Here is a 20374-nt window from a genome sequence, read left to right as displayed (position 1 = left end):
TATCATTACAATTACTAATAGAATTACTATAAATATAAATGTTGTATCTCGTCCTAGTTCAAGTCCAAAGAAGGATGGGTATCCTCCTCTCTTCTTGCTTTTCTTGTCCTAAAAGCATTAGCAAAAAGTCCACTCTTATATGAGATATGGGCCCCTATAAGTAAATTTTCAACTAAGGTTAAATCTTTAATTAACTCAACATTTTGAAATGTTCTTACTAAACCTAGCTTTATAATGTTATGTGTTTCTTTTTCTACTAAATTAACTTCTTCATTATTAATAGTTTTAAAGATAACTTTTCCTTTATCAGGTTTATAGAATTGAGTAATACAATTAAATACTGTTGTTTTACCAGCTCCATTTGGCCCAATTAATCCATATATCTCACCTTCATTAATATGAAAGCTTAAATTATCAACAGCCTTTAGGCCTCCAAAAGCTATAGATAAATCTTCTATCTTAAGTGTTTGTATTAAGCTCATTTACTTTCACCTTCTTTTTATTAAAATACTTCTTAATGTCATGGCCGATATAAATTAACCCATTTGGATAGAATAGAATTACAAGTATTATTAATATTCCTGTAAATATATATGCTAACCCATCTATTGCACCTATTACTGGTAGCTGTTTTAATATAATATCTGGAATACCAAATACTATTATTGATCCTATAATTGGACCTGATATAGTTCTAACTCCTCCAATAACTATTACCGCTAATATTTGTAGTGATAAAAGTAAATTCCAGGTAGCTGGATAAGAAAATCTTATAAAGTGTACATATAAAACTCCACCTAAAGCTGCATAACTGGTTGCAAGTGCAAAGGCTGTAAGCTTATATTTTAGTAAGTTGATTCCCATAGCTTGTGCTGCTGCCTCACTTACTCTCATAGTTAATAACGCTCTTCCTGTTGATGAATTAATAAAATTATCTGTAAGTATCATTACAATTACTAATAGAATTACTATAAATATAAATGTTGTATCTCGTCCTAGTTCAAGTCCAAAGAAGGATGGGTATCCTCCTCTCTTCCCTGAGAACCCACCTGTAATTGCATCAAATTCAACAAATATCTTCTTCAAAATTTCAGATACTGCTAAGGTTGCAATAGCTAGATACATTCCTGATATTCTTAAGGAAACTAATCCTACAAGCACTCCAATTATAAGTGGTACTGCTATAGATATAACTAGAGATACTATAAATGGTACTCCTAAATCTTCAGTTAAATAAGCTGATATATATGCTCCAAGCCCCATAAACCCTGCTGTCCCTAAGGATATTAGACCAGAATATCCTAATAGTACATTTAACCCAATTGCAACTATTGCGTAAAACAATATAGTCCCAAAGGTTGTTATGGTTGAACTTTTTATAAACCCCACTTGTTGAAGCAGAGGAAATAAAGATAGTACTATTCCAAGTAAAATATATTTACTATATCTTTGTTCCATAATCTTTTTCATCTATATTCCTCCTATACCTTCTTAATTATTTTCTTTCCTATTATTCCGTTTGGTCTTAATACTATAAATAATAAGATTAATGTAAATAGTAAGGGTTCTCCCCATGTAGATGAAACATAGTATATTAATACATTTCTTCCTAGTCCAATTATATAAGCTCCTATAACTGGTCCATAGAATGTTTGGAATCCACCTAGAACACAAGCTATTAAAGCGTTTGTTTGGACATTATCCATCATAGATACATTTACAGTAATGGCAGGTGCCAGCATCAGTGCTGATAATGTCCCAAGAGCTGCTGCAATTGCCCAGGCTCCCATTGTTACAAGAGATGTTGGAACGCCCATAAGTCTTGCAGTTTCTTCATTAGAAGATGTAACTCTAACTGCTAAACCCCATTTTGTACTTTGTAAAAAGTAAAATAATACTCCCATTATAATTAATCCAACTGTTATATTTAATAAAGCATTATAAGAAATTGATGCTCCAAATATATTAATTGCTCCAGTCTCAATAAACTTTGGAAAATTTAAAGGCGTTGATCCAAATATCATTGGTGCTACTCCTAGAAAAAGCATTATTACTCCAAATGTTATAATTTGCTTCGCTACTGGAGATGATTTTTTTGCTTTTCTAATTATCACTAAATCTACTAATACTCCTGATAGAAAGGCTGCTACCATTCCCACTAATGCAGCTCCCCAAGCAGGAAGTCCTAACTTAATTAATCCAAAAGTGGCAACAAAGGCATTAAACATTCCTATTGAACCTTGAGCAAAGTTAGTTGTTCTAGAGGTTCTAAAAATTATTATTATTCCAAGGGCTGCTAATGCATATACACTTCCTGTTTCTAAACTACTAAATAATATTTGAAAAAATGTATCCATAGGTTAACACTCTCCCCATTTCACAACATTCGCAGACCATACATATCCTATTCCAGCTGCTATCATTAGAACTACAGAACCATCCTTTACCTTTCCTTCTTCTAATGCAAGCTTTAATGAAAGTATTTGATCTACTTGTCCCATATGACCATAATCTGATAAGTAAATTGCTTGATCTTCTTTTAACCCTAATTCTTTCAACATATAATCATGCATAGACTTTTTAAAATGTAATACAGCTAAATAGTCTATATCTTCTCTTTTTAACCCTGATTTTTCTAACGATTTATCAATACATTCAAACCAATTCGGCATTGAAATGGCATTAAGTCCATCTTTCATATGTTTTGCATTCATAAGCCTTAAAGATTTATATCCCTCTTCAACATTATCTTTATTGAAAGGATTTATAATCCCCCCTATTTCAACTCCTGCATCTCTAGAAAAATCTCCATTTGCTTTTATATGAGAACCTAAAACAAGATTTTTGTTTGCATTTTTCTTTAAAATTATTGCTCCACCTCCAGCTGATAGGTTAAACATCATAGACATGTTAGGGTCCTTATAATCTACGAAATCTCCATTTCTATAACCACCAACTACCATAATCGTATTTATATCTTCATCTGCAACTATCATATCTTTAGCCATTTTTATAGCTGACACTGTAGTACAGCATCTATTTTGTACATCTATTCCCCATGCATTTATCGCTCCAATCTTCCCTTGAATATACAGAGCTGATGTAGTCAGTGGATACTCCTTCCACTCCTCACCCATACATATAATTACATCCAATTCTTCTGGTTTCATATTAGCATCCCCTAATGCTTCTAATGCTGCTCTAACTCCCATTTCTTGAGTACCATCATCATCTCCAGGTATAGTCTTTTCTACTATTCCTAATTTATTTATTATTGCATCCTCACTCCAAATTCCATTAGTAGCTTCTGAAATTTCTTTTGCTGTCATTTTATTTTCTGGCACATACAATCCTAACCCAACTACTCCAACATTAACCATATTGACTTACCTCCCATATTTTTCAGTATGTAAGTGTTTACTTTCATCTTAATTGTAAACCTTTTCCAGATTAGCTGTCAATATAATTATTTTATTTGTTGAAATATTCTGAAAATAATACTTTTTGCTTATTTTTATTAATACAAAGCTATTTTCACTAATAAAAATTTCATAAATCTTCATTTCTTCTTTACCTAAAGTACAGTTGCCAGTTAACAATTTCTGAAGTAATTTGTTCCAAATTACAATAATAAAAAAAGAAACTCAGCTCGCTGAGTTTCATCCTTTAGTGTCAGGCAATCTTTAGTAATTTAAAGTTAGACTTGTTACTATGTTCTGCGTAACGTCGACTTGGAGCTTGCAAGGTCGACTAAGCATAATGTAGTAACAAGTCTTATCTAAATATAACTACACGTATGGCATTGGGCTTGTGTGTTGTCCGTTTATTCTTATCTCCCAATGTATATGAGGGCCTGTACTCATTCCTGTAGTTCCGACCTGTGCTATAGTTTCTCCTCTTGCTACAGTTTGTCCAACAGATACTAATCTTGCACTATTATGTGCATATAAAGTTTGTACTCCACCACCATGGTCTATTATTACTGTTTCACCATAATCTGAAAACCATCCTGAATAAACTACTACTCCACTTTTAGCCGCTGCTACTGGTGCTCCAGCAGGATCACCTAAATCAACTCCCGTATGAAAGCCCGCTGCTCCTGTAACAGGATTTATTCTAGGTCCGTAAGGGTCTGTAACTATTCCAGATCCTGGCCTTAAAAATGTTTCAGTGCTTGGATCTCCTGGTATCGAGCTGCCTCCTCCTGAGCCTTCATTAGAGCCTCCTTCTCCTTCTGATGATCCTCCTGCTGAGCCACCTGAAGAACCACCTGAAGAACCACCTGATGAGTTACCATTATTTATATCTGCCAATATACTTTCTAGTTCTTGTTGTAACGCCTGATTATATACAGTTAACTCTCCTATTTCATGAGCAAGCTCTTTTTCTTTATCACTTAATGATGCTAATACATTAGTCTTATCATTTTCTAGTGCTTGAAGCTCATTTATTTTACTTTGATGGTATTCTTGTTTTGCTAAGTATTCCTTTTGAGCATCTTTTAATTCATCTTGTTTAGCTACAATTTCATTTTTACTTTCTTCGATGCTTTTTAATTCTTCAGCAATTTTATTTTTTTCTTCTTCCATTTCTTTTTGGATATTAGTAGCTCTATTAATTAACTCTCTATCGTAATTAATCATTCTAAATACATTTTGTAAATTGTTAAACATTTCAAATATATTTCCGCTCTTTAAAATTAAATATAAATATGTAGTAGAAATATCTATTTTATAATAACTTCTAATTCTAGTTCCTATATTAGCTTGTATCTGTTCTTCTTCTTGCTTCTTTTCTTCAATTATTGCTTCCTTTTCTTGAATAGCATTTTGAGAACTAACTATCTTACTGTTAAGAGAATCTATTTCACCTTGGAAGTCATCTATTTTTCTTTGATAATTGTCTACATCAGCTATAGCAGCATCTAAATCTTTACTTTTCTCATTTATTTGATTCATAATACCTTCAAGAGCTGAGTTTTGTTCATCTATTTCGCCATTTATCTTATCTTTTTCATTTTCTAGATCTTCAATCTGATTATTATTATTTTCAATTTTATTTTGAATTGATGAACTACTTTCTGCCATTACTACAATATTAAAAGAAAAAATCATTGCAATTGTTAAACTTAATGTCCTAACTCTTTTACTCATAACTGCCTCCTACTCTAAATTAAACTTTTGCACGTCTATAACTTCCCAGCTTCCATTATTGTATTCCATACTAGTTAAAAACATCTCTTCAACATTTTTGTCTATAAAAGGTATAAGTTTTTTACTTATATGATAATTTAAATTAACAACTATATTTCCTTTATAAACTCCATTCTCATAAAAGAACTCACTACTCTTAATCTCAGTTTTCAACTCATTTAGTTCATAATTATTTTTTAAAAATAAACTCTCTCTTTTTATGCTATCGTATATCTTGCTTTTAGCATCTTCTTTAGAGTTTTCTATTAATTTGAAATCCCCATTATTTAAAGCATTAAATGTACTACTATAAAAATTATTTATTATAGCTTCAATATCTTCGATTAACTTATCATTAGCCATATTAATATTTATGTTAATATTAGGTACATCACCTACTTTAACTTTATCACTTAGTACTGTCCCCCAAGGAAAATCTCTTTTTAGTTGAATTTCTATATCTTGACTTAAAGGAATTGGCCCATAATTTTTAATCTCTTCAACCTTCTTATTTATTTCTTTATCATTAATAATTACATCTGCATCATTAAAATTCGATGTGAGGCTTATGTTTATAGCCTGTATATTTAAGTCAATTTCTGTATTTTCCATTATAAATACTTCTTTTTCTTCACTAACTAAACCATATTTAGTTTCTAGTTCTCCTCTAATACTGTATTTCCCTGGAATTAATCCTCTTTTTATATTTGTTGCTGCAATTTCATTATTATTTATATATACTTTTGCATTTTCAAAATTTGTATTTACCTTAACTGCAATAGGTTCTATCTCTATGGTATAATTATCAATAAATAATATTTTTTTATTTACTAATTTAAAAAATCCACTATTATCCTTAGTTTTTAAGTCCTTTGCTATATTAATAGCCTGATTTTTATTTTCAGAATAATACTCTGTTAAAGGCTTTAAGTCCTCTTTCTTAATCTTTTTACCATCAACTCTAATTTTTTTATAAATTTTTCCTGGTTTATCGTCCTTTAGAGCTATTTGTAAGTTCTTCAGAACTATATTTTTAGAAGACTTGTAACTTCCAAAGCTAAATCCTAGTAAAATAAATATTAATAAAACTGAAATTAGAAAAAGTCTTCTTTTAAATATAAAATCTTTTAATTCATTAAAGGATAGACCTCTAATTTCACTATATAGTTCTTTAAAATACTCTTTTATTTTAAGTAATATTTCATTAACAGCTCCCAATATTCCTCACCCTTTATTCTAAAATATCTATTATCCACTTTTTACATTCTAAGCACATATAAATTCTAATAACAAATAAATCTAATAATCCTAATCCACCATTCTTACTTAGTTCTTCAGCTTCTTTTTTTGTTATAAAAGAATCTTCCTCATCTATGAATCCTTGGATTTCTACTATATAATTTTTATTAGTTTTTTCACAGCATTCTTTATTTCCTACTACTTCAATTTCTTCATAGGAAAGTTCATTACTTAACTCTTTTATTATATCTATAATATCATTAAATTCGTCAATATTATCTAAAAAATCCTCTTTATAAAAACTTAAATCTCCAATTTCAAACAGTTTGTTCATTTGTTTCCCACCTTTTTCACTTTGTAATTCAATTTTATATTCTATAATATTATTAATCAAGTTTATTTTATTATAGGCATAATTTAACAAAGCTATGTTATAATTTAGAAAACATAAATTTTAAGGAGGCAAAATATGATTTTCGATAGCCATATGCATACAAAATTCTCAACAGATAGTGATATGAATATATTAGATGCAATTGAGGTTTCAAAAAATAAGAACATTGGAATAATAATAACTGATCATATGGATCTAGATTATCCAATTAAAGATGACTTTAAATTTGATATTCCAAGTTACTTTAAAGAATATGAAAAATATAGAAATAATGCTCTAAAGCTTGGCATAGAACTAGGATTAACTAGGAATGTAGTAGACGAAAGTGAAAAATTAATTACTTCCTACGATTTTGACTTTGTACTTGGATCTATTCATGCTGTTAAAAATCTAGATATATATGAGGAATATGTACATCAAGGCTATAGCAAAAAAGAGTTTTTCACTTATTACTTAGAAGATATGCTAGATTGTGTTAATCTCTATAATAGCTTTGATTCATTAGCCCATATAGATTACCCCTGCAGATATACTAAATTCGATAATAATGAAATTTTAGTATCAGACTATAAGGACATCCTAGCTGAAATATTTGAGATCTTAATAAACAAGGGAAAAGTATTGGAAGTTAATACATCAAGACTTCATCTAGCTGAAGCTAAATCTGCTTTAAAAGATATTTACAATTTATATAAAGATTTAGGTGGAAAATATGTTACCTTAGGATCTGATGCTCACGCTTATACAAATATTCATAGAAATTTTGATATAGCATTAGACTTTATAGAGGATGTTAATTTAAAAGGAATCTACTTTAGCAAAAGAAAACCAGAATTTTTTTAATATAAAGAAAAGTATCTACTCAAATCCACTACTTTCTAATATAAATAAAAATAAATTTAAAGGAACTCAGTTTTAGCTGAGTTCCTTCCTTTAATATCAAAGCGCTGGATACCTAATTTTGAAATTAGTCTGTACTAATATATTATACGTATGTCCTCTTGGAGCTTGCGATGAATACAAAAGATAATATATTAGCGCATGCATAGACAAAATTACTAATTCTATATTTCATCTATGGGTTTTCTCTCTGACTTTAAATTTCCAATCTTACTTCTTCTACTTATTAATTCCTTTTCAATATCTTCAACTGAAATTCCTAGTTCTACCATAGTAACTAGAAGGTGATATATTAAATCTCCCATTTCTAAAATTTGCTCTTCTTTAGAATTATTTTTTGCACTAATAATAACTTCTGTGCATTCTTCCCCAAGCTTTTTTAATATCTTATCTATTCCCTTATTAAATAAGTAGCTTGTATAAGATTTCTCATCCTTTTTTTCTTTTCTATCTTCAATAACAGCATATAGCTCTTTAATTATATTATCCATAAAAACCCCCTTTTCAGTTAACAATTAATAATTATTGATGTAATTTGTTCTAAATTACTTTAGTGAAAAAACAGCTTCTTTCTCCAATATGGCAAGCCATCCCAACTTGTTCAACTAGAATTAATATAGTATCTAGATCACAATCTATATACATCTCTTTTACATATTGTAGATGACCTGAAGTTTCTCCTTTATTCCAAATCTCATTTCTACTTCTACTATAAAACCAAGTTTTCTTTTCCAATATAGTTTTCTCTAGGCTTTCTTTAGACATATAAGCAAGCATAAGTACTTCTTTATTTCTAAAATCTTGTACTATTGCTGGAATTAAACCACTACTTTTATTAAAATCCACTTTATCTATATCAAATTCCATAGTTATATCCTTACCTCTATATTATTTTTTCTCAAATACTCCTTTACCTCTGACACCTTTAAATTACCATAATGAAATAATGAAGCTGCTAGAGCAGCATCTGCTTCTCCATCTACAAATACTTCTTTAAAGTCTTCTATAGATCCACAGCCTCCAGAGGCTATTACTGGTATATCTACTAAGTTACTTACCCTCTTAGTAAGTTCTATATCAAAACCACCCTTAGTTCCATCTGCATCCATAGATGTAAGTAATATTTCACCTGCACCAAGGTTATAGGCCTCTTCTATCCATTTAAAAAGATCTATTCCTGTATCTATTCTTCCACCATTTATATAAACATTCCAGTTATCCTTATTACGTCTTTTAGCATCTACAGCTAGTACAATACATTGATTTCCAAAGTAATAAGCTCCTTCTTTAATTAAATCCTTATTCCTAATAGCTGCTGAATTTAAACTTACCTTATCTGCCCCAGCTCTTAAAATTTTTCTAATTCCATCTACTGTACTTATTCCTCCCCCCACAGTAAAAGGAATAAATATTTTTTCTGCTACCTTTTCAACTACTTCTATCATAGTTTTTCTACCTTCATGAGTAGCTGTAATATCTAAAAATACTATTTCATCAGCACCTTGTTTATAATACTCTTCTGCTAATTCTACTGGATTTCCAACTTCTTTTAAGCCCACAAAGTTAATTCCTTTAACAACCTTTCCCTCCTTAACATCTAGACAAGGTATTATTCTCTTAGTATGCATCTCTCCACCTACTTACATAAATTAATAGCTTCCTCTAAATTTAAATCCTTAGAGTAAATTGCCTTACCTACTATTGCCCCATAGATATTAAGTTCTTTAAGGTCTTTAATATTATCTACGTTCTTAACTCCACCTGAAGCAGTAATATCAATGTTTGAAATTGACTTAACTTCCTTCATAATATTAATGTTAGGGCCTTCTAATGTTCCATCCTTACTTATATCTGTTATTATTATGTTCTTAACTCCAATAGCCTCCATATCATTAATTAAATCTATATAATGTATATCGCTTTTACTTATCCATCCTCTTGTATGAATATATCCATCTTTAAAATCTACAGCTACAGCTATTTTATTCTTATAGGTATCAACAGCTTGTCTTAGTAACTCTTTATTTTCTATTGCAGCAGTACCCAATATAACCCTAGATACTCCACCATCTATTAATGCCTTTATATCCTTAAAGCTTCTTATTCCTCCACCAACTTCAACATCTACTTCTAATTCTTTTACTACTTTTAATATTAAATCCAAATTAACTAACTCACCTTTTTTTGCCCCATCTAAATCTACTAAGTGAATAAGCTTAGCTCCTGCTTCCTTAAAGCTTTTAGCTACCTTTAAAACATCTTCACCAATTATATCCTTTTTATTATAATCACCTTGATACAGCCTAACAACCATACCATCAATTATATCTATAGCTGGAATTACTATCACTTTACCATCTCCCCAAATTCTTTTAGTAAGTTAAGTCCTGTTTCACCACTTTTTTCTGGATGAAATTGCGTTCCTATAATATTATCTTTTCTAAATATACCTGGTATCTTTAATCCTCCATAATTAGAGTAGGCAACTAAATCCTTCTCCTCATAATCTGTTACCATAAAGCTATGAACATAATATACAAATTTATCTGAAGATAGATTACAAAAATTTTCATCTTCATTATTAGCAATTAGCTTATTCCATCCCATATGAGGTATCTTTACTCTTTCTTTAGTCTTAAGCTTCTTTATATTTCCTTTTAATAATCCTAGCCCCTCTTCTTCTTCACCCTCAAAACCTTTTTCAAATAGTAGCTGCATACCTAGGCATATTCCTAGAATAAGTTTTCCTTCTTTGGCTACTTCTTTAATTAAAGTATCTAAGCCTTTTTCTTTTAGGTTGTCCATAGCTTGCTTAAATGCACCGACACCTGGAAGGATAATAGCTTCTGACTTCTTTATTACCTCTTTATCACTAGTAATAACTGAATCTATTTTTAATAGATATAAAGCATTTTTTATACTTTTTAAATTACCCATTCCATAATCTATAATTGCTATCATAATTTATCCACCCTTATTAAATACTTAGAGTTCCCTTAGTTGATAAAACCTTATTTGCATCATTACCTATAGTAACTGCTTCTTTTAATGCCCTACCAAAAGCCTTAAATATTCCTTCAATTTTATGATGATCATTTACTCCATACAATACCCTAATATGAACTGTCCCATTAACATTCATAGCTACAGCTCTAAAAAACTCTACTACCATTTCAGTTGAAAAATTTCCTATTTGCTCTCTTTTAAACTCTCCCTCAAAATGTAAGAAGCCTCTTCCACTCAAATCTAGTACTACTTGGCATAAGGCTTCATCCATAGGTACAAATGCAGTACCATATCTATTAATCCCTACCTTATTACCTAAAGCTTCATTTAATGCCTTCCCTAAAGATATTCCTATATCCTCTACTATATGGTGATCACAAACCTCAATATCTCCACTTGCTTCTAAATTAATATCTATCCCACTATGAAAAGCAAATAAAGTAAGCATATGATTTAAAAATCCAACTGGTGTATTTATACTGTTATTTCCCTTTCCATCTACATCTATTGATAACTTAATATTTGTTTCCTTTGTTTCTCTATTTATCTTAGAAACTCTACTCATAAAACCTCCCTGTTTCAATTAACAATTTGCATTTAACAATTAACAATTAATGATGTTTTGCTCCGCAAAACTTATTTTTTATTCTTTAATTCTTTAATTCTTTAATTCTTTTGCTTAGCAAAATACTTCATTATTTCTATAACCTTATTATTTTCTTCTGGAAGCCCAACAGTAATTCTAAAGCTATTATCTTCGAAGCTTCTTATAGTAACTTTTTCTTCTCTAAAGGCGTTAATAAGTTCTTCCTTATTTTCTGCTCTTCCAAAAATAAAGTTAGCCTTTGATTTATAAAACTTAATAAATCCCTTATTAGACTTAGCTGATTCTTCAATCTTTTTTAATTCAGTGTAAAGTCTTTCTCTTTCATTTATTATTAGCTTTAAATTTTCATTAAGAGAATCTACTTCTTCCTTTAGATATATACTTGCTATTTCTTGAGAAATAGTATTTACATTGTAAGGAGTTTTATATTTTGATAATTCACTTATATTATCCTTATTAGAAATTAAAAATCCTACTCTTAAGGCTGCTAGTCCCCATGCCTTAGATAAAGTTCTAGTTACTATTAAATTCGGATATTCATCTATTAATGAAACTACAGATTCCCCATTAAACTCATAGTAAGCTTCATCAACTAGCACTATCTTATCTTTAAAAGCTTCTAAAATCTTAATAATATTTTCCTTGCTGTATGCAAAACCAGTTGGATTATTAGGATTAGAGAACATAACAATCTTTACATTCCCCCTTTTTCCTAATACTATAAATTCTTCCAAATCAAAATAGTTATCCACATCAAGGTTATACTTAGTCACATTTCCTTCATTTAAAGCTGTGTAAAAGTCATACATAACAAAGTCTGGTGTTACAGTTAAAAGTTTGTCTCCTTTTTGAATATTCTTGCTTATAACTAAGTTAATTACTTCATCTGACCCATTACCAATGATAATATTATCTAAGCTTACTCCCAGATAAGAGCTATAAGCCTCTCTCAATTTATCTCCATCTGTATCTGGATATCTGTTTAAATCTACTATCTTAAGCTTTTCTAATATCTTAAAATACTTATCTTTATTAATATTTTTAGGACTTTCATTACCATTAAGTAATAAGTTATCCTTACTGTTATTTGAGTAAACTCCTATATCCTTAATCATTGCAACCCCTCACCTTCACAGAATTTCCATGAGCAGTTAATCCCTCTCTCTTTGCAAGCAAAATTATATCTTCTGAAGCTTTATTTAACTCTTCCTTAGAATAATACAGATATGAGCTTTTCTTTATAAAACTATCAACTGATAAAGCAGATGAAAATCTTGCTGTACCATTAGTAGGAAGAACATGGTTTGGTCCTGCATAATAATCTCCTAATGGCTCTGGTGTGTAATAACCTAAGAAAATTGAACCTGCATTTTTTACTTCACCTAGATATTCCATTGAATTTTCCACCATTAACTCAAGGTGTTCAGGAGCTATAATATTAGATATTCTTATACAATCTTTTATATCCTTACATACTAAAGCCATTCCATAATTACTAAAGGATTCTTTAATAATTTCTTTTCTTTCCATTCCTTCTATTTGAACTTCTAGTTCCTTTATAATTTCATTGTATTTTTCTTCAGATGTTGTTAATAAAATTGAAGCTGCAAGCTTATCATGCTCAGCTTGAGACATTAAATCTGCTGCTACAAATTTACTATTTGCATTTTCATCAGCTACTATTAATATTTCACTTGGCCCAGCAACCATATCTATATCTACTGTTCCGAAAACCAATTTCTTAGCCATTGCTACATAAATATTCCCCGGTCCAACTATCTTATCTACTCTCTTTATACTTTCAGTTCCATAAACTAAAGCTCCTATAGCTTGTGCTCCTCCAACCTTATAAATTTCTGAAACTCCAGCTACGGATGCTGCAACTGCTATATATGGATTGATTCCTCCATTTGCACTTGGAGGGGTTACCATAACTACTTCCTCAACTCCAGCTACCTTTGCAGGTATGACATTCATTACTACTGATGATGGATAAGAAGCTGTTCCACCTGGAACATAAACTCCAACTCTTTCTAGTGGACGTACTAATTGCCCCATAAATACTCCACCTTCTTTAGCTATTGAATATCCATTTTTGACTTGCTTGCTATGATAGAACTCTATATTTTTAATAGCTGACTTAATTGCTTTAATAAAGCTTTCTTCAACTATATTAAAGGCTTCTTCTATTTCTTCTTTTGAAACCTTAATAGATTCTGAATTTAATAAAGCTTTATCAAAATCTTTAGTGTACTTAAATAATGCTTTATCCCCATCTTTTCTTATATCTTTTAATATATTTAAAACATCACTTATTACTTCTGGATTTTCTTCTTCTCTATTTTTTATTATTTTTAAAATATCTTCTTCCTTATCCTTAGATAAATTAAATAATCTTAGCATAGCCCTTCCCCTTTATTTATTGCTTATTTATCACTTATTGCTTCTCTTATCTTTTCTAAAATAAAGCTTATTTCCTTTTGCTTAAGTTTGAAGCTTGCCTTATTTACTATTAATCTAGCACTAATATCTTGAATTTCTTTTAACACTACTAATCCATTTTCCTTAAGAGTAGTTCCCGTTTCCATAATATCTACTATTCCATCACATAGGCCAAGTATTGGTGCAAGCTCAACAGAACCATCAATTTTTATTGCTTCAACATCTATATTATTTTCTTTAAAGAATTCCTTAGCTACTTTAGGATACTTTGTCCCAATCTTTATATGCCCCTTCATATTAAACAAATCTTTATCTGGCATAGATGCTACTATAAACTTACATTTACCAAAACCTAAATCCATTAATTCATAACAATTATGACCTTTTTCTACTAAAGTATCTAATCCAACTACCCCAATATCAGCAACTCCATGTTCAACATAAGTTATGCTATCATTAGCTTTGACTAAAAAATAATTAACATCATACTTAGTATCTTTAAATACAAGTTTCCTTCCCTTATCCTTTAGCTCATCTGTTCCAAATCCTGCTTTATCTAATATCTTAACTACTTCTATTTCTAGCCTGCCTTTTGTTAAGGCAACACTAATCCCCATAATAATCCTCCTTTTTAAGATTTATCCCTTCTAATTCTTCTGAAGGAATAACTTCCACTACATAACCTTCTTTTCTAAGTTCCACGCTCTTTTTTAATGCTTCTATTTCATTTTCTTTACTAAAAGTAATTTTATATTTTTCTTCTTTAGGTAATTCTAAATCTAAAATGCTACTTAATTCATCTACATTAATAGAGAAACCTATTGCCTTGAAGCCCTTCTTAACTGAATCAATTAAATCATCATACCTTCCCCCACTTAAAACAATACCTCCTGATCCTTCAATATATCCTCTAAATATTATTCCAGTATAGAAATTAAGCCTTGGAGTAATAGCTAAGTCAAATGTAATATATTCTTCATAACCTAAAGCTTCTAGTCTCTTATAAATATTTTCTAAATAATTTATGCTATTAATCATTTTAGTATTAAAAGCCAATTCCTTATATTTCTCTAATATTTCTACTCCTTCTCCAAATAAAAGAGGTAGTTTGTAAAAAGTATTTTTTATATTATCTTCTACATCTAATTTCTTTAGGAATTTCTTTAATTCTTCTATTTTTTTCTTTTCGATTAATATTGATAAGGATAACTTGTCCTTTTCTGCAATATCTAAGGCCTCTATAGCAGCTTTAAAGAAGTTTACTTCTCCAATTTCTATCTTAAAGTTTTTAGCACCAGTAGCTTTTAAAGCTTCTATTGCAATTATTAATACCTCTAAATCAGCAAATTCATTTTCTTTATTTATAAGCTCTATTCCACAATCAGTGTATTCATTTCTTCTTCCAGTAAACTCTTCAAAAACTCTATATATAGTGGCTTCATACCTTATCTTTATAGCTTCTTCAACATCTTTAAATCTAGTTGATACAAGTCTTACTATAGGTATAGTCATATCAGGCCTTAAGGCTAGTATTCTTCCTTTAGAATCAAAAAATTTATATACACTCTCTTCTTTTAACCCAGAATACTCATATCTAAAACCTTCATAGAATTCTATGCTTGGTGTAATTACTTCCTTATATCCCCAAGAATTAAATACATTATTTATTGACTTAATTGCCCTGGCTTTTTTTAAACATTCCTCATTAGTTAAATCTCTTGTTCCCTCTGGAATGATATTCTTATTCATATTCCCTCCCTTTTATACTTTACCACTTTAAAGCATTATCATAATAATATATTAATATTAATTTAGTGTCAATAAGTTGACAGAAAATTAAATAAATTTAACGCTCCCTGAATTTTATTTTATAAGTATGCTATTATCTATAAAATAAGAACTCATACTTAATTGAGTTTTAAATCTATTGAAAACTTTTTAAAACATACTTTTCTACCAAATAATTAATCTAGCTACCTAATAAAAATCCATTTGCTAAACTATAAATTTTACTACTCTTAAAAATGTATCCATATATTTGAATTTATTGTTATTTACAAAAGCAAAAAAACTCAGCCGAAGCTGAGTTTTCCACTAAATTATTAATTATTAAAGATGCTAAAAGGTAGCTTTTCTTATTTAATTAATGCTAAATCTTTTTAATTATTAATTGCTAACTGTTCTATTTTATCTTCAATTAGTCTATATACAGTCCATTCATCCATAGGAATTGCTCCTAATGATTTATAGAATTTAATAGATGGTTCATTCCAATCTAAACAAGCCCATTCCATTCTCTTGCAGCCTTGTTCTAAGGCTCTTTTAGCTAAGAATTTAAATACTTCTCTTCCTATTCCTCTACCCCTATATTCTTTTCTTATAAATAAATCTTCTAAGTATAATCCAGATCTACCTATGAATGTTGAAAAATTATAAAAGTATAAAGCAAATCCTATAGGTTTTTCATCTAATTCAATTATTACTGCTTCAGCTCTATTATTATTAAATACAGATTCCCTAATAGTTTCTTCTGTAGCAATAACGTCATTAGTCATTTTTTCATACTCAGCTAATTCCTTAATAAAGGAAAAAATTAAAGCAGCATCCTCTTCCTTAGTTTCTCGCAATTTTACATTTTCAATATTAGTATCATAATATCTCATAATACGCCATCCCCTCTTGATACTTTTTTTGTTTATTATTAAGCAATGTATTTTTGCATTGCTATATCACACCTATCACAAACTTCATCCTGAAAATCTTCAAAACCATATTTTTTATAAAGTTTAAGTGCCTTATATAGTACTGAATTAGTTTGTAAAGTAATCTTTTTATAATGTAACCTCTTTGCAATTCTAAAAGAATTTTCAATCATTATGTTGCCTAGTCCCATTCCTTGAAAATCCTTATGTAGATACATCTTTCTAAGCTCACATGTTTCCTCATCAATTTTGTAAATGCCATAGCTACCAATAATTCTTCTTTTAAATTCTAATACCTCAAATGCCCCATTATTTTTAGTATAAAATTTAGCTATATTAGTAATGTCTAAGTCTTCACCTTTAGGATTTAGTTTTAATCCATATGGGCTTAAAACCTCCTCTACTAGCTTTAGAATCTGTGGTTCATCTCCAGCTCTAGCTCTTCTAATCTTAATATCCTTCATTAAAATTACCCCCTTTTAATACCTAAGATGTGCTGTCGCACAACTAAAAATGAAGAATGAAAAATTAATGAAAAAACTCCTAGCGGAGTTTCAATAAGCGATTAATTTTTGTAATTCTGTAAGAATTACATCAATAATTCTTAATTTTAAATTCTTATTTTTAACTATTTATGTGACAGTCCCTTTTTAACAATTAAATCAATAATTATTCATTTTTAATTTTAAATAGGGCTATTTTCGCAAACAGCCCTATTATTTATTAAGCTGTATTTTACCATCTTAATAATATTATATATGTTTTTTAAATTATTTCATTATAATCTCGAGATTTTTCTGAAAAATTTCTAAAAACAAATACAACAAGTACAATTGCCATAACTAAAATCCCTAGTTCAACTAAATAAATATTCTTTAATACTCCTACTTGATATAAAGCTGCTGGGAAATCTATAATAGCATGGCTTATTATGGCTATTATATAGTAAATATATCTTTTTTCTCTAATTGCATATAGTACTAAAACTGAAAGAGAAATTTGAACTGTAATAGCAATTAATCTTTCCATTCCAGTTATAAGCCACAACACTGAAGCTGAATCTACAAATTGATTGTAAGTTGCATTTATAACATCTTTAGAAAGTGAAGCACCTTCCATTATTGATTGGAAGCCTCCTTTATTTATCAATATAGCATATACTATTGAATTTAAGCTACCAAGTGCTCCTATTAATATTGCTTCTATACCACCATGTCCAATTCCGTAAGTTAAGGCAGTAGTAGTATCTCTTCCCTTTATAAAAAACTTAAAAGATATAAGTCTTGCTGTTTCTTCCATAATACCTGCCATAAATCCACCATATAGCATATATGCAACTGGATTATTTAATAAAAAACTTGCTGTACTTTTATTATAACTTAAGAAATATGTGTGAATTGGGCTTTCTATTATATTAACAGCTATAAAGAATGCAAGAGCTCCTATAAAAAATACTTTAAGACTTGCATTATATTTTTTCTTTAAGTATATCATCCCTACTATAGGTACAAATAGACTAATAATAAGGCTTATTCCCATAAATGTAATTGATAAATTACTGACCATATTGCCCTCCTTATTTTATCCGATCGCTACCATTGCTAACACTCCCACCTTTTATAAGTGCCCAGCACTAATACGCGACTAGATTGGTTCTTCTAACCTTCAGATGGAGTAGGCATCCTGTACTTTGTGAAAGTGATTCACACAAAATGCAAAATTTTGGTTCTCTACTTTTTAAGAAAACTCCACCTGAAGCTAAGAATCATTTTATATAGTTCCAATATTAATCTTATACTTAAATAATATTTTCATCACCTGATGAAAATTTAAAGAAATATCAAAATCTATAATTATATTTTCGATATAAAAATAACAAATGATATTAAAATAATAAAAAATATAATCGCCTTTGGATTTCCAAAATTCACAGTATATCCAATCCCTGCTCTCTTTTCAATCATAAAGGATGGATCATTTCTATTATAATAAAACATTCCTAAAACCCAGTATTTATCGTCATTATTATATACTTCTTCTTCAGTATTCTCTTTCCCTAAGGACCTCCTACCCTTACTTCCCATTAGTATAATTACTATTAAAAATCCTATCATAATAATTGCAATGGATATATTGACAATAGATTCTACTCTACTAGTATCAAAAGTATAAATTAACCCCAGCTGTGTAATTGAATTTAAAATTATAAGTCCTACTTCCGTTACTAAAAAGATAATAGAAAACAACATTTTTAATATCTTCTTTTTATAAATAGTACTCTTTAAATTAGTACTATTTATATCTATCCTAGAACTTAAACTTACCCTTACTATAATATAAAAGACTATTACCATAGCAATCATATTTATTGGTAATCTATATAATTCATGTAAACTTAAAGAACTTAAGTTATTCTGTCTTAAGAAAGTTAAGATTACTATTATTAAAGGAATAAATATAGGTAATATAAATATCCAACTAGGCAAAGGCTTATACTTATCATCTTTTTTGGGTTTTCTTAAAGATGTATCTACAGCTACTGTATTATTTTTATAGTTCCAATTATTCTTCTCTTTTAGATTTCTAATTTTCTTATTATATAGTGCAAAAATTCCACTATTAATTAATATCGAACCTATCATAAAAATCCATAGTAACTGTGCAACTACTTCTTTATTTTTAATAAAACTAAATGACAGTATATTAAATAATATACTTATTGATAGATATAATATAGTTACAGTCTTTTTATATCTTCTTTCAAGTTCTACTATTTCATCATATTCTATAAATTTCTTAGGTATTCTTATTCCAAAGAAAAGGCCACTATTAGAGAAACTATTTAAATAATATAATATAATTCCTAAAACTATTAAAGTTATATTTCCTACTAAAATCTCTTCTAAATTATTCAAAACATCCCTCCTATAATTAAATCCCTTGTATAAGAAAATATATTATCAATATTGCTATTAATACAAATGGAAGTATCATTATTGTAGCGCCTATTGGATTACCTAAGTTAACATCCCAGCCTATTCCAACTCTTTTTTCTACAAATATGCTAGGATCATTTTTATTACAATAAAAGTTCCCAAATAACCAATACTTATCATCATCTCTATAAATTTCTTTTTCATTACTATTATATTTTATATTTTTTCCACCTTGTCCAATTTTATAAGTAATAACAGAAAAAATTATTATAGTTAATAGTATTACTGGAAGGAATACATAATTTATAACTTGAACATTCCAACCAAATAAAGTACAAAATTGAATTATAGAAAACATAATTGATATTTCAATAGCTATAATAAATAAAAGTATAGAATTTATTCTCTTAAATACTTTTCTTTGCTTTTTTATTTCCTCTAAAGTTCCACTATTTATTTCTGTTTTCCCGTTAACTGCAAACTTATTAGTGAGAGTTAATAAAACTATCATTCCAGTTTGAGTTAAGATAGGAAATAAAACTAAGTAGAAGAATCCCTTAAATCCATCTTTATCTACAAAGCTATCTGCTATGCCTGAAGCATTATAATGAATTGGAAATGGATTAGGCACATTTTTATAGGCAATAAGAGTTACTATCATAGTTATTAAAGGTATTATTAATAATGTTAAAAAAATTCTTGTTTTTATTATTACATTATCTTCTCTTACCTTAGGCTTTCTTATAGATGTATCTACAACTACTACATTCTCTCCAAGGCTTCTAAAGCCTTTTTCTTCCTTAAGCTTTATAGTTTTTTTCCAATAGATAATTAAAGGAATATTAGATACTATAATTAATACAAATAAGGTTATTAAATAAATTGATATTTTTGTATTAAAAATCATTAATATATTTATTAATATTAAAAATGGTAAAATAAACACTGTATATCTT

23 protein-coding genes are annotated in these 20374 nt (G+C 28.9%); 1 reads left to right on the top strand and 22 read right to left on the bottom strand.

Annotated features, from left to right (window positions below; genetic code table 11):
• Positions 1-53: 53 nt before the first annotated feature.
• From E6248_RS03665 to E6248_RS03635, 7 genes are all read right to left on the bottom strand, one after another.
• Positions 54-482 carry an ATP-binding cassette domain-containing protein gene (locus E6248_RS03665; RefSeq protein ID WP_316339467.1) on the bottom strand — a complete coding sequence of 143 codons (429 nt, stop codon included), beginning with the start codon at positions 480-482 and terminating at the stop codon, positions 54-56.
• Complete coding sequence (locus E6248_RS03660) at positions 460-1470, bottom strand: branched-chain amino acid ABC transporter permease (RefSeq protein WP_316339466.1); 1011 nt, start codon at positions 1468-1470, stop codon at positions 460-462. Before E6248_RS03660 ends, E6248_RS03665 begins: the two co-directional genes overlap by 23 nt.
• A gap of 11 nt (positions 1471-1481) precedes the next feature.
• Entirely contained in the window at positions 1482-2357 is an 876-nt protein-coding gene (locus E6248_RS03655) for a branched-chain amino acid ABC transporter permease (protein ID WP_316339465.1), read from the bottom strand.
• Positions 2358-2360: 3 nt separating this feature from the next.
• Positions 2361-3380 carry a 3-oxoacyl-ACP synthase gene (locus tag E6248_RS03650; RefSeq protein ID WP_316339464.1) on the bottom strand — a complete coding sequence of 340 codons (1020 nt, stop codon included), beginning with the start codon at positions 3378-3380 and terminating at the stop codon, positions 2361-2363.
• 408 nt (positions 3381-3788) lie between these two features.
• On the bottom strand, positions 3789-5153 hold the full coding sequence (locus E6248_RS03645) for a peptidoglycan DD-metalloendopeptidase family protein (RefSeq protein WP_316339463.1): 1365 nt from the start codon (positions 5151-5153) through the stop codon (positions 3789-3791).
• Between the two features lie 9 nt (positions 5154-5162).
• Complete coding sequence (locus E6248_RS03640) at positions 5163-6410, bottom strand: TcaA 3rd/4th domain-containing protein (protein ID WP_316339462.1); 1248 nt, start codon at positions 6408-6410, stop codon at positions 5163-5165.
• 13 nt (positions 6411-6423) lie between these two features.
• Positions 6424-6765 carry a hypothetical protein gene (locus E6248_RS03635; RefSeq protein ID WP_316339461.1) on the bottom strand — a complete coding sequence of 114 codons (342 nt, stop codon included), beginning with the start codon at positions 6763-6765 and terminating at the stop codon, positions 6424-6426.
• Between the two features lie 135 nt (positions 6766-6900).
• Between E6248_RS03635 and E6248_RS03630 the strand changes: the two genes are divergently transcribed.
• Positions 6901-7668, top strand: coding sequence for a histidinol phosphate phosphatase (locus E6248_RS03630; protein WP_316339460.1), 768 nt, complete (start codon positions 6901-6903; stop codon positions 7666-7668).
• Positions 7669-7889: 221 nt separating this feature from the next.
• Here the strand turns inward: E6248_RS03630 and hisE are convergent, their stop codons facing one another.
• The 15 genes from hisE to E6248_RS03555 form a co-directional block, all read right to left on the bottom strand.
• The gene (gene hisE / locus E6248_RS03625; RefSeq protein WP_316339459.1) at positions 7890-8216 is read right to left on the bottom strand and encodes a phosphoribosyl-ATP diphosphatase; all 327 of its coding nucleotides are present in this window, start codon (positions 8214-8216) and stop codon (positions 7890-7892) included.
• Positions 8217-8265: 49 nt separating this feature from the next.
• Positions 8266-8592 (bottom strand): phosphoribosyl-AMP cyclohydrolase, encoded by a 327-nt coding sequence (gene hisI, locus E6248_RS03620; RefSeq protein WP_316339458.1) that lies wholly within the window; start codon positions 8590-8592, stop codon positions 8266-8268.
• Positions 8593-8594: 2 nt separating this feature from the next.
• On the bottom strand, positions 8595-9353 hold the full coding sequence (gene hisF / locus E6248_RS03615; protein ID WP_316339457.1) for an imidazole glycerol phosphate synthase subunit HisF: 759 nt from the start codon (positions 9351-9353) through the stop codon (positions 8595-8597).
• An 8-nt stretch (positions 9354-9361) separates the two neighbouring features.
• The gene (gene hisA, locus E6248_RS03610; RefSeq protein ID WP_316339456.1) at positions 9362-10075 is read right to left on the bottom strand and encodes a 1-(5-phosphoribosyl)-5-[(5-phosphoribosylamino)methylideneamino]imidazole-4-carboxamide isomerase; all 714 of its coding nucleotides are present in this window, start codon (positions 10073-10075) and stop codon (positions 9362-9364) included.
• Positions 10072-10686 carry an imidazole glycerol phosphate synthase subunit HisH gene (gene hisH, locus E6248_RS03605; protein ID WP_316339455.1) on the bottom strand — a complete coding sequence of 205 codons (615 nt, stop codon included), beginning with the start codon at positions 10684-10686 and terminating at the stop codon, positions 10072-10074. Before hisH ends, hisA begins: the two co-directional genes overlap by 4 nt.
• A gap of 16 nt (positions 10687-10702) precedes the next feature.
• Positions 10703-11296, bottom strand: coding sequence for an imidazoleglycerol-phosphate dehydratase HisB (hisB, locus tag E6248_RS03600; RefSeq protein WP_316339454.1), 594 nt, complete (start codon positions 11294-11296; stop codon positions 10703-10705).
• 101 nt (positions 11297-11397) lie between these two features.
• Positions 11398-12453 (bottom strand): histidinol-phosphate transaminase, encoded by a 1056-nt coding sequence (gene hisC, locus E6248_RS03595; protein WP_316339453.1) that lies wholly within the window; start codon positions 12451-12453, stop codon positions 11398-11400.
• The gene (gene hisD, locus E6248_RS03590; RefSeq protein ID WP_316339452.1) at positions 12446-13741 is read right to left on the bottom strand and encodes a histidinol dehydrogenase; all 1296 of its coding nucleotides are present in this window, start codon (positions 13739-13741) and stop codon (positions 12446-12448) included. The genes hisC and hisD overlap by 8 nt, the downstream gene beginning before the upstream one ends.
• Before the next feature lie 23 nt (positions 13742-13764).
• Positions 13765-14397 (bottom strand): ATP phosphoribosyltransferase, encoded by a 633-nt coding sequence (hisG, locus tag E6248_RS03585; protein WP_316339451.1) that lies wholly within the window; start codon positions 14395-14397, stop codon positions 13765-13767.
• A complete protein-coding gene (gene hisZ / locus E6248_RS03580; protein ID WP_316339450.1) occupies positions 14387-15529 on the bottom strand; it encodes an ATP phosphoribosyltransferase regulatory subunit in 1143 nt (380 codons plus the stop codon). The genes hisG and hisZ overlap by 11 nt, the downstream gene beginning before the upstream one ends.
• Positions 15530-15939: 410 nt before the next feature.
• Positions 15940-16443: a GNAT family N-acetyltransferase gene (locus E6248_RS03575; RefSeq protein WP_316339449.1), complete on the bottom strand. Its 504-nt coding sequence runs from the start codon at positions 16441-16443 to the stop codon at positions 15940-15942.
• 38 nt (positions 16444-16481) lie between these two features.
• Positions 16482-16946, bottom strand: coding sequence for a GNAT family N-acetyltransferase (locus E6248_RS03570; RefSeq protein ID WP_136006078.1), 465 nt, complete (start codon positions 16944-16946; stop codon positions 16482-16484).
• A gap of 301 nt (positions 16947-17247) precedes the next feature.
• Positions 17248-18048, bottom strand: coding sequence for a YhfC family glutamic-type intramembrane protease (locus E6248_RS03565; protein ID WP_316339448.1), 801 nt, complete (start codon positions 18046-18048; stop codon positions 17248-17250).
• 287 nt (positions 18049-18335) lie between these two features.
• Positions 18336-19397: a DUF5808 domain-containing protein gene (locus E6248_RS03560; protein ID WP_316339447.1), complete on the bottom strand. Its 1062-nt coding sequence runs from the start codon at positions 19395-19397 to the stop codon at positions 18336-18338.
• A 16-nt stretch (positions 19398-19413) separates the two neighbouring features.
• A partial coding sequence (locus E6248_RS03555; RefSeq protein WP_316339446.1) for a DUF5808 domain-containing protein occupies positions 19414-20374 on the bottom strand: 961 nt, incomplete at its 5' end.

Source organism: Clostridium sp. (assembly GCF_032552055.1).
In the GTDB taxonomy this organism is placed as follows: Bacteria; Bacillota; Clostridia; order Clostridiales; family Clostridiaceae; genus Clostridium.
Note: the sequence above shows the minus strand (reverse complement) of the source record. Positions and strands in the feature narration are given on the sequence as shown.

Excerpts from the sequence above, each read along its gene's own strand:
- hisB (WP_316339454.1), bottom strand. The coding sequence starts at position 11,296 with ATGAGTAGAGTTTCTAAGATAAATAGAGAAACAAAGGAAACAAATATT.
- E6248_RS03630 (WP_316339460.1), top strand. The coding sequence starts at position 6,901 with ATGATTTTCGATAGCCATATGCATACAAAATTCTCAACAGATAGTGAT.
- E6248_RS03570 (WP_136006078.1), bottom strand. The coding sequence starts at position 16,946 with ATGAAGGATATTAAGATTAGAAGAGCTAGAGCTGGAGATGAACCACAG.
- hisD (WP_316339452.1), bottom strand. The coding sequence starts at position 13,741 with ATGCTAAGATTATTTAATTTATCTAAGGATAAGGAAGAAGATATTTTA.
- E6248_RS03575 (WP_316339449.1), bottom strand. The coding sequence starts at position 16,443 with ATGAGATATTATGATACTAATATTGAAAATGTAAAATTGCGAGAAACT.
- E6248_RS03655 (WP_316339465.1), bottom strand. The coding sequence starts at position 2,357 with ATGGATACATTTTTTCAAATATTATTTAGTAGTTTAGAAACAGGAAGT.
- E6248_RS03645 (WP_316339463.1), bottom strand. The coding sequence starts at position 5,153 with ATGAGTAAAAGAGTTAGGACATTAAGTTTAACAATTGCAATGATTTTT.
- hisH (WP_316339455.1), bottom strand. The coding sequence starts at position 10,686 with ATGATAGCAATTATAGATTATGGAATGGGTAATTTAAAAAGTATAAAA.
- E6248_RS03565 (WP_316339448.1), bottom strand. The coding sequence starts at position 18,048 with ATGGTCAGTAATTTATCAATTACATTTATGGGAATAAGCCTTATTATT.
- hisI (WP_316339458.1), bottom strand. The coding sequence starts at position 8,592 with ATGGAATTTGATATAGATAAAGTGGATTTTAATAAAAGTAGTGGTTTA.
- hisC (WP_316339453.1), bottom strand. The coding sequence starts at position 12,453 with ATGATTAAGGATATAGGAGTTTACTCAAATAACAGTAAGGATAACTTA.
- hisZ (WP_316339450.1), bottom strand. The coding sequence starts at position 15,529 with ATGAATAAGAATATCATTCCAGAGGGAACAAGAGATTTAACTAATGAG.
- hisF (WP_316339457.1), bottom strand. The coding sequence starts at position 9,353 with ATGCATACTAAGAGAATAATACCTTGTCTAGATGTTAAGGAGGGAAAG.
- hisG (WP_316339451.1), bottom strand. The coding sequence starts at position 14,397 with ATGGGGATTAGTGTTGCCTTAACAAAAGGCAGGCTAGAAATAGAAGTA.
- E6248_RS03665 (WP_316339467.1), bottom strand. The coding sequence starts at position 482 with ATGAGCTTAATACAAACACTTAAGATAGAAGATTTATCTATAGCTTTT.
- E6248_RS03660 (WP_316339466.1), bottom strand. The coding sequence starts at position 1,470 with ATGAAAAAGATTATGGAACAAAGATATAGTAAATATATTTTACTTGGA.
- E6248_RS03650 (WP_316339464.1), bottom strand. The coding sequence starts at position 3,380 with ATGGTTAATGTTGGAGTAGTTGGGTTAGGATTGTATGTGCCAGAAAAT.
- hisE (WP_316339459.1), bottom strand. The coding sequence starts at position 8,216 with ATGGATAATATAATTAAAGAGCTATATGCTGTTATTGAAGATAGAAAA.
- E6248_RS03635 (WP_316339461.1), bottom strand. The coding sequence starts at position 6,765 with ATGAACAAACTGTTTGAAATTGGAGATTTAAGTTTTTATAAAGAGGAT.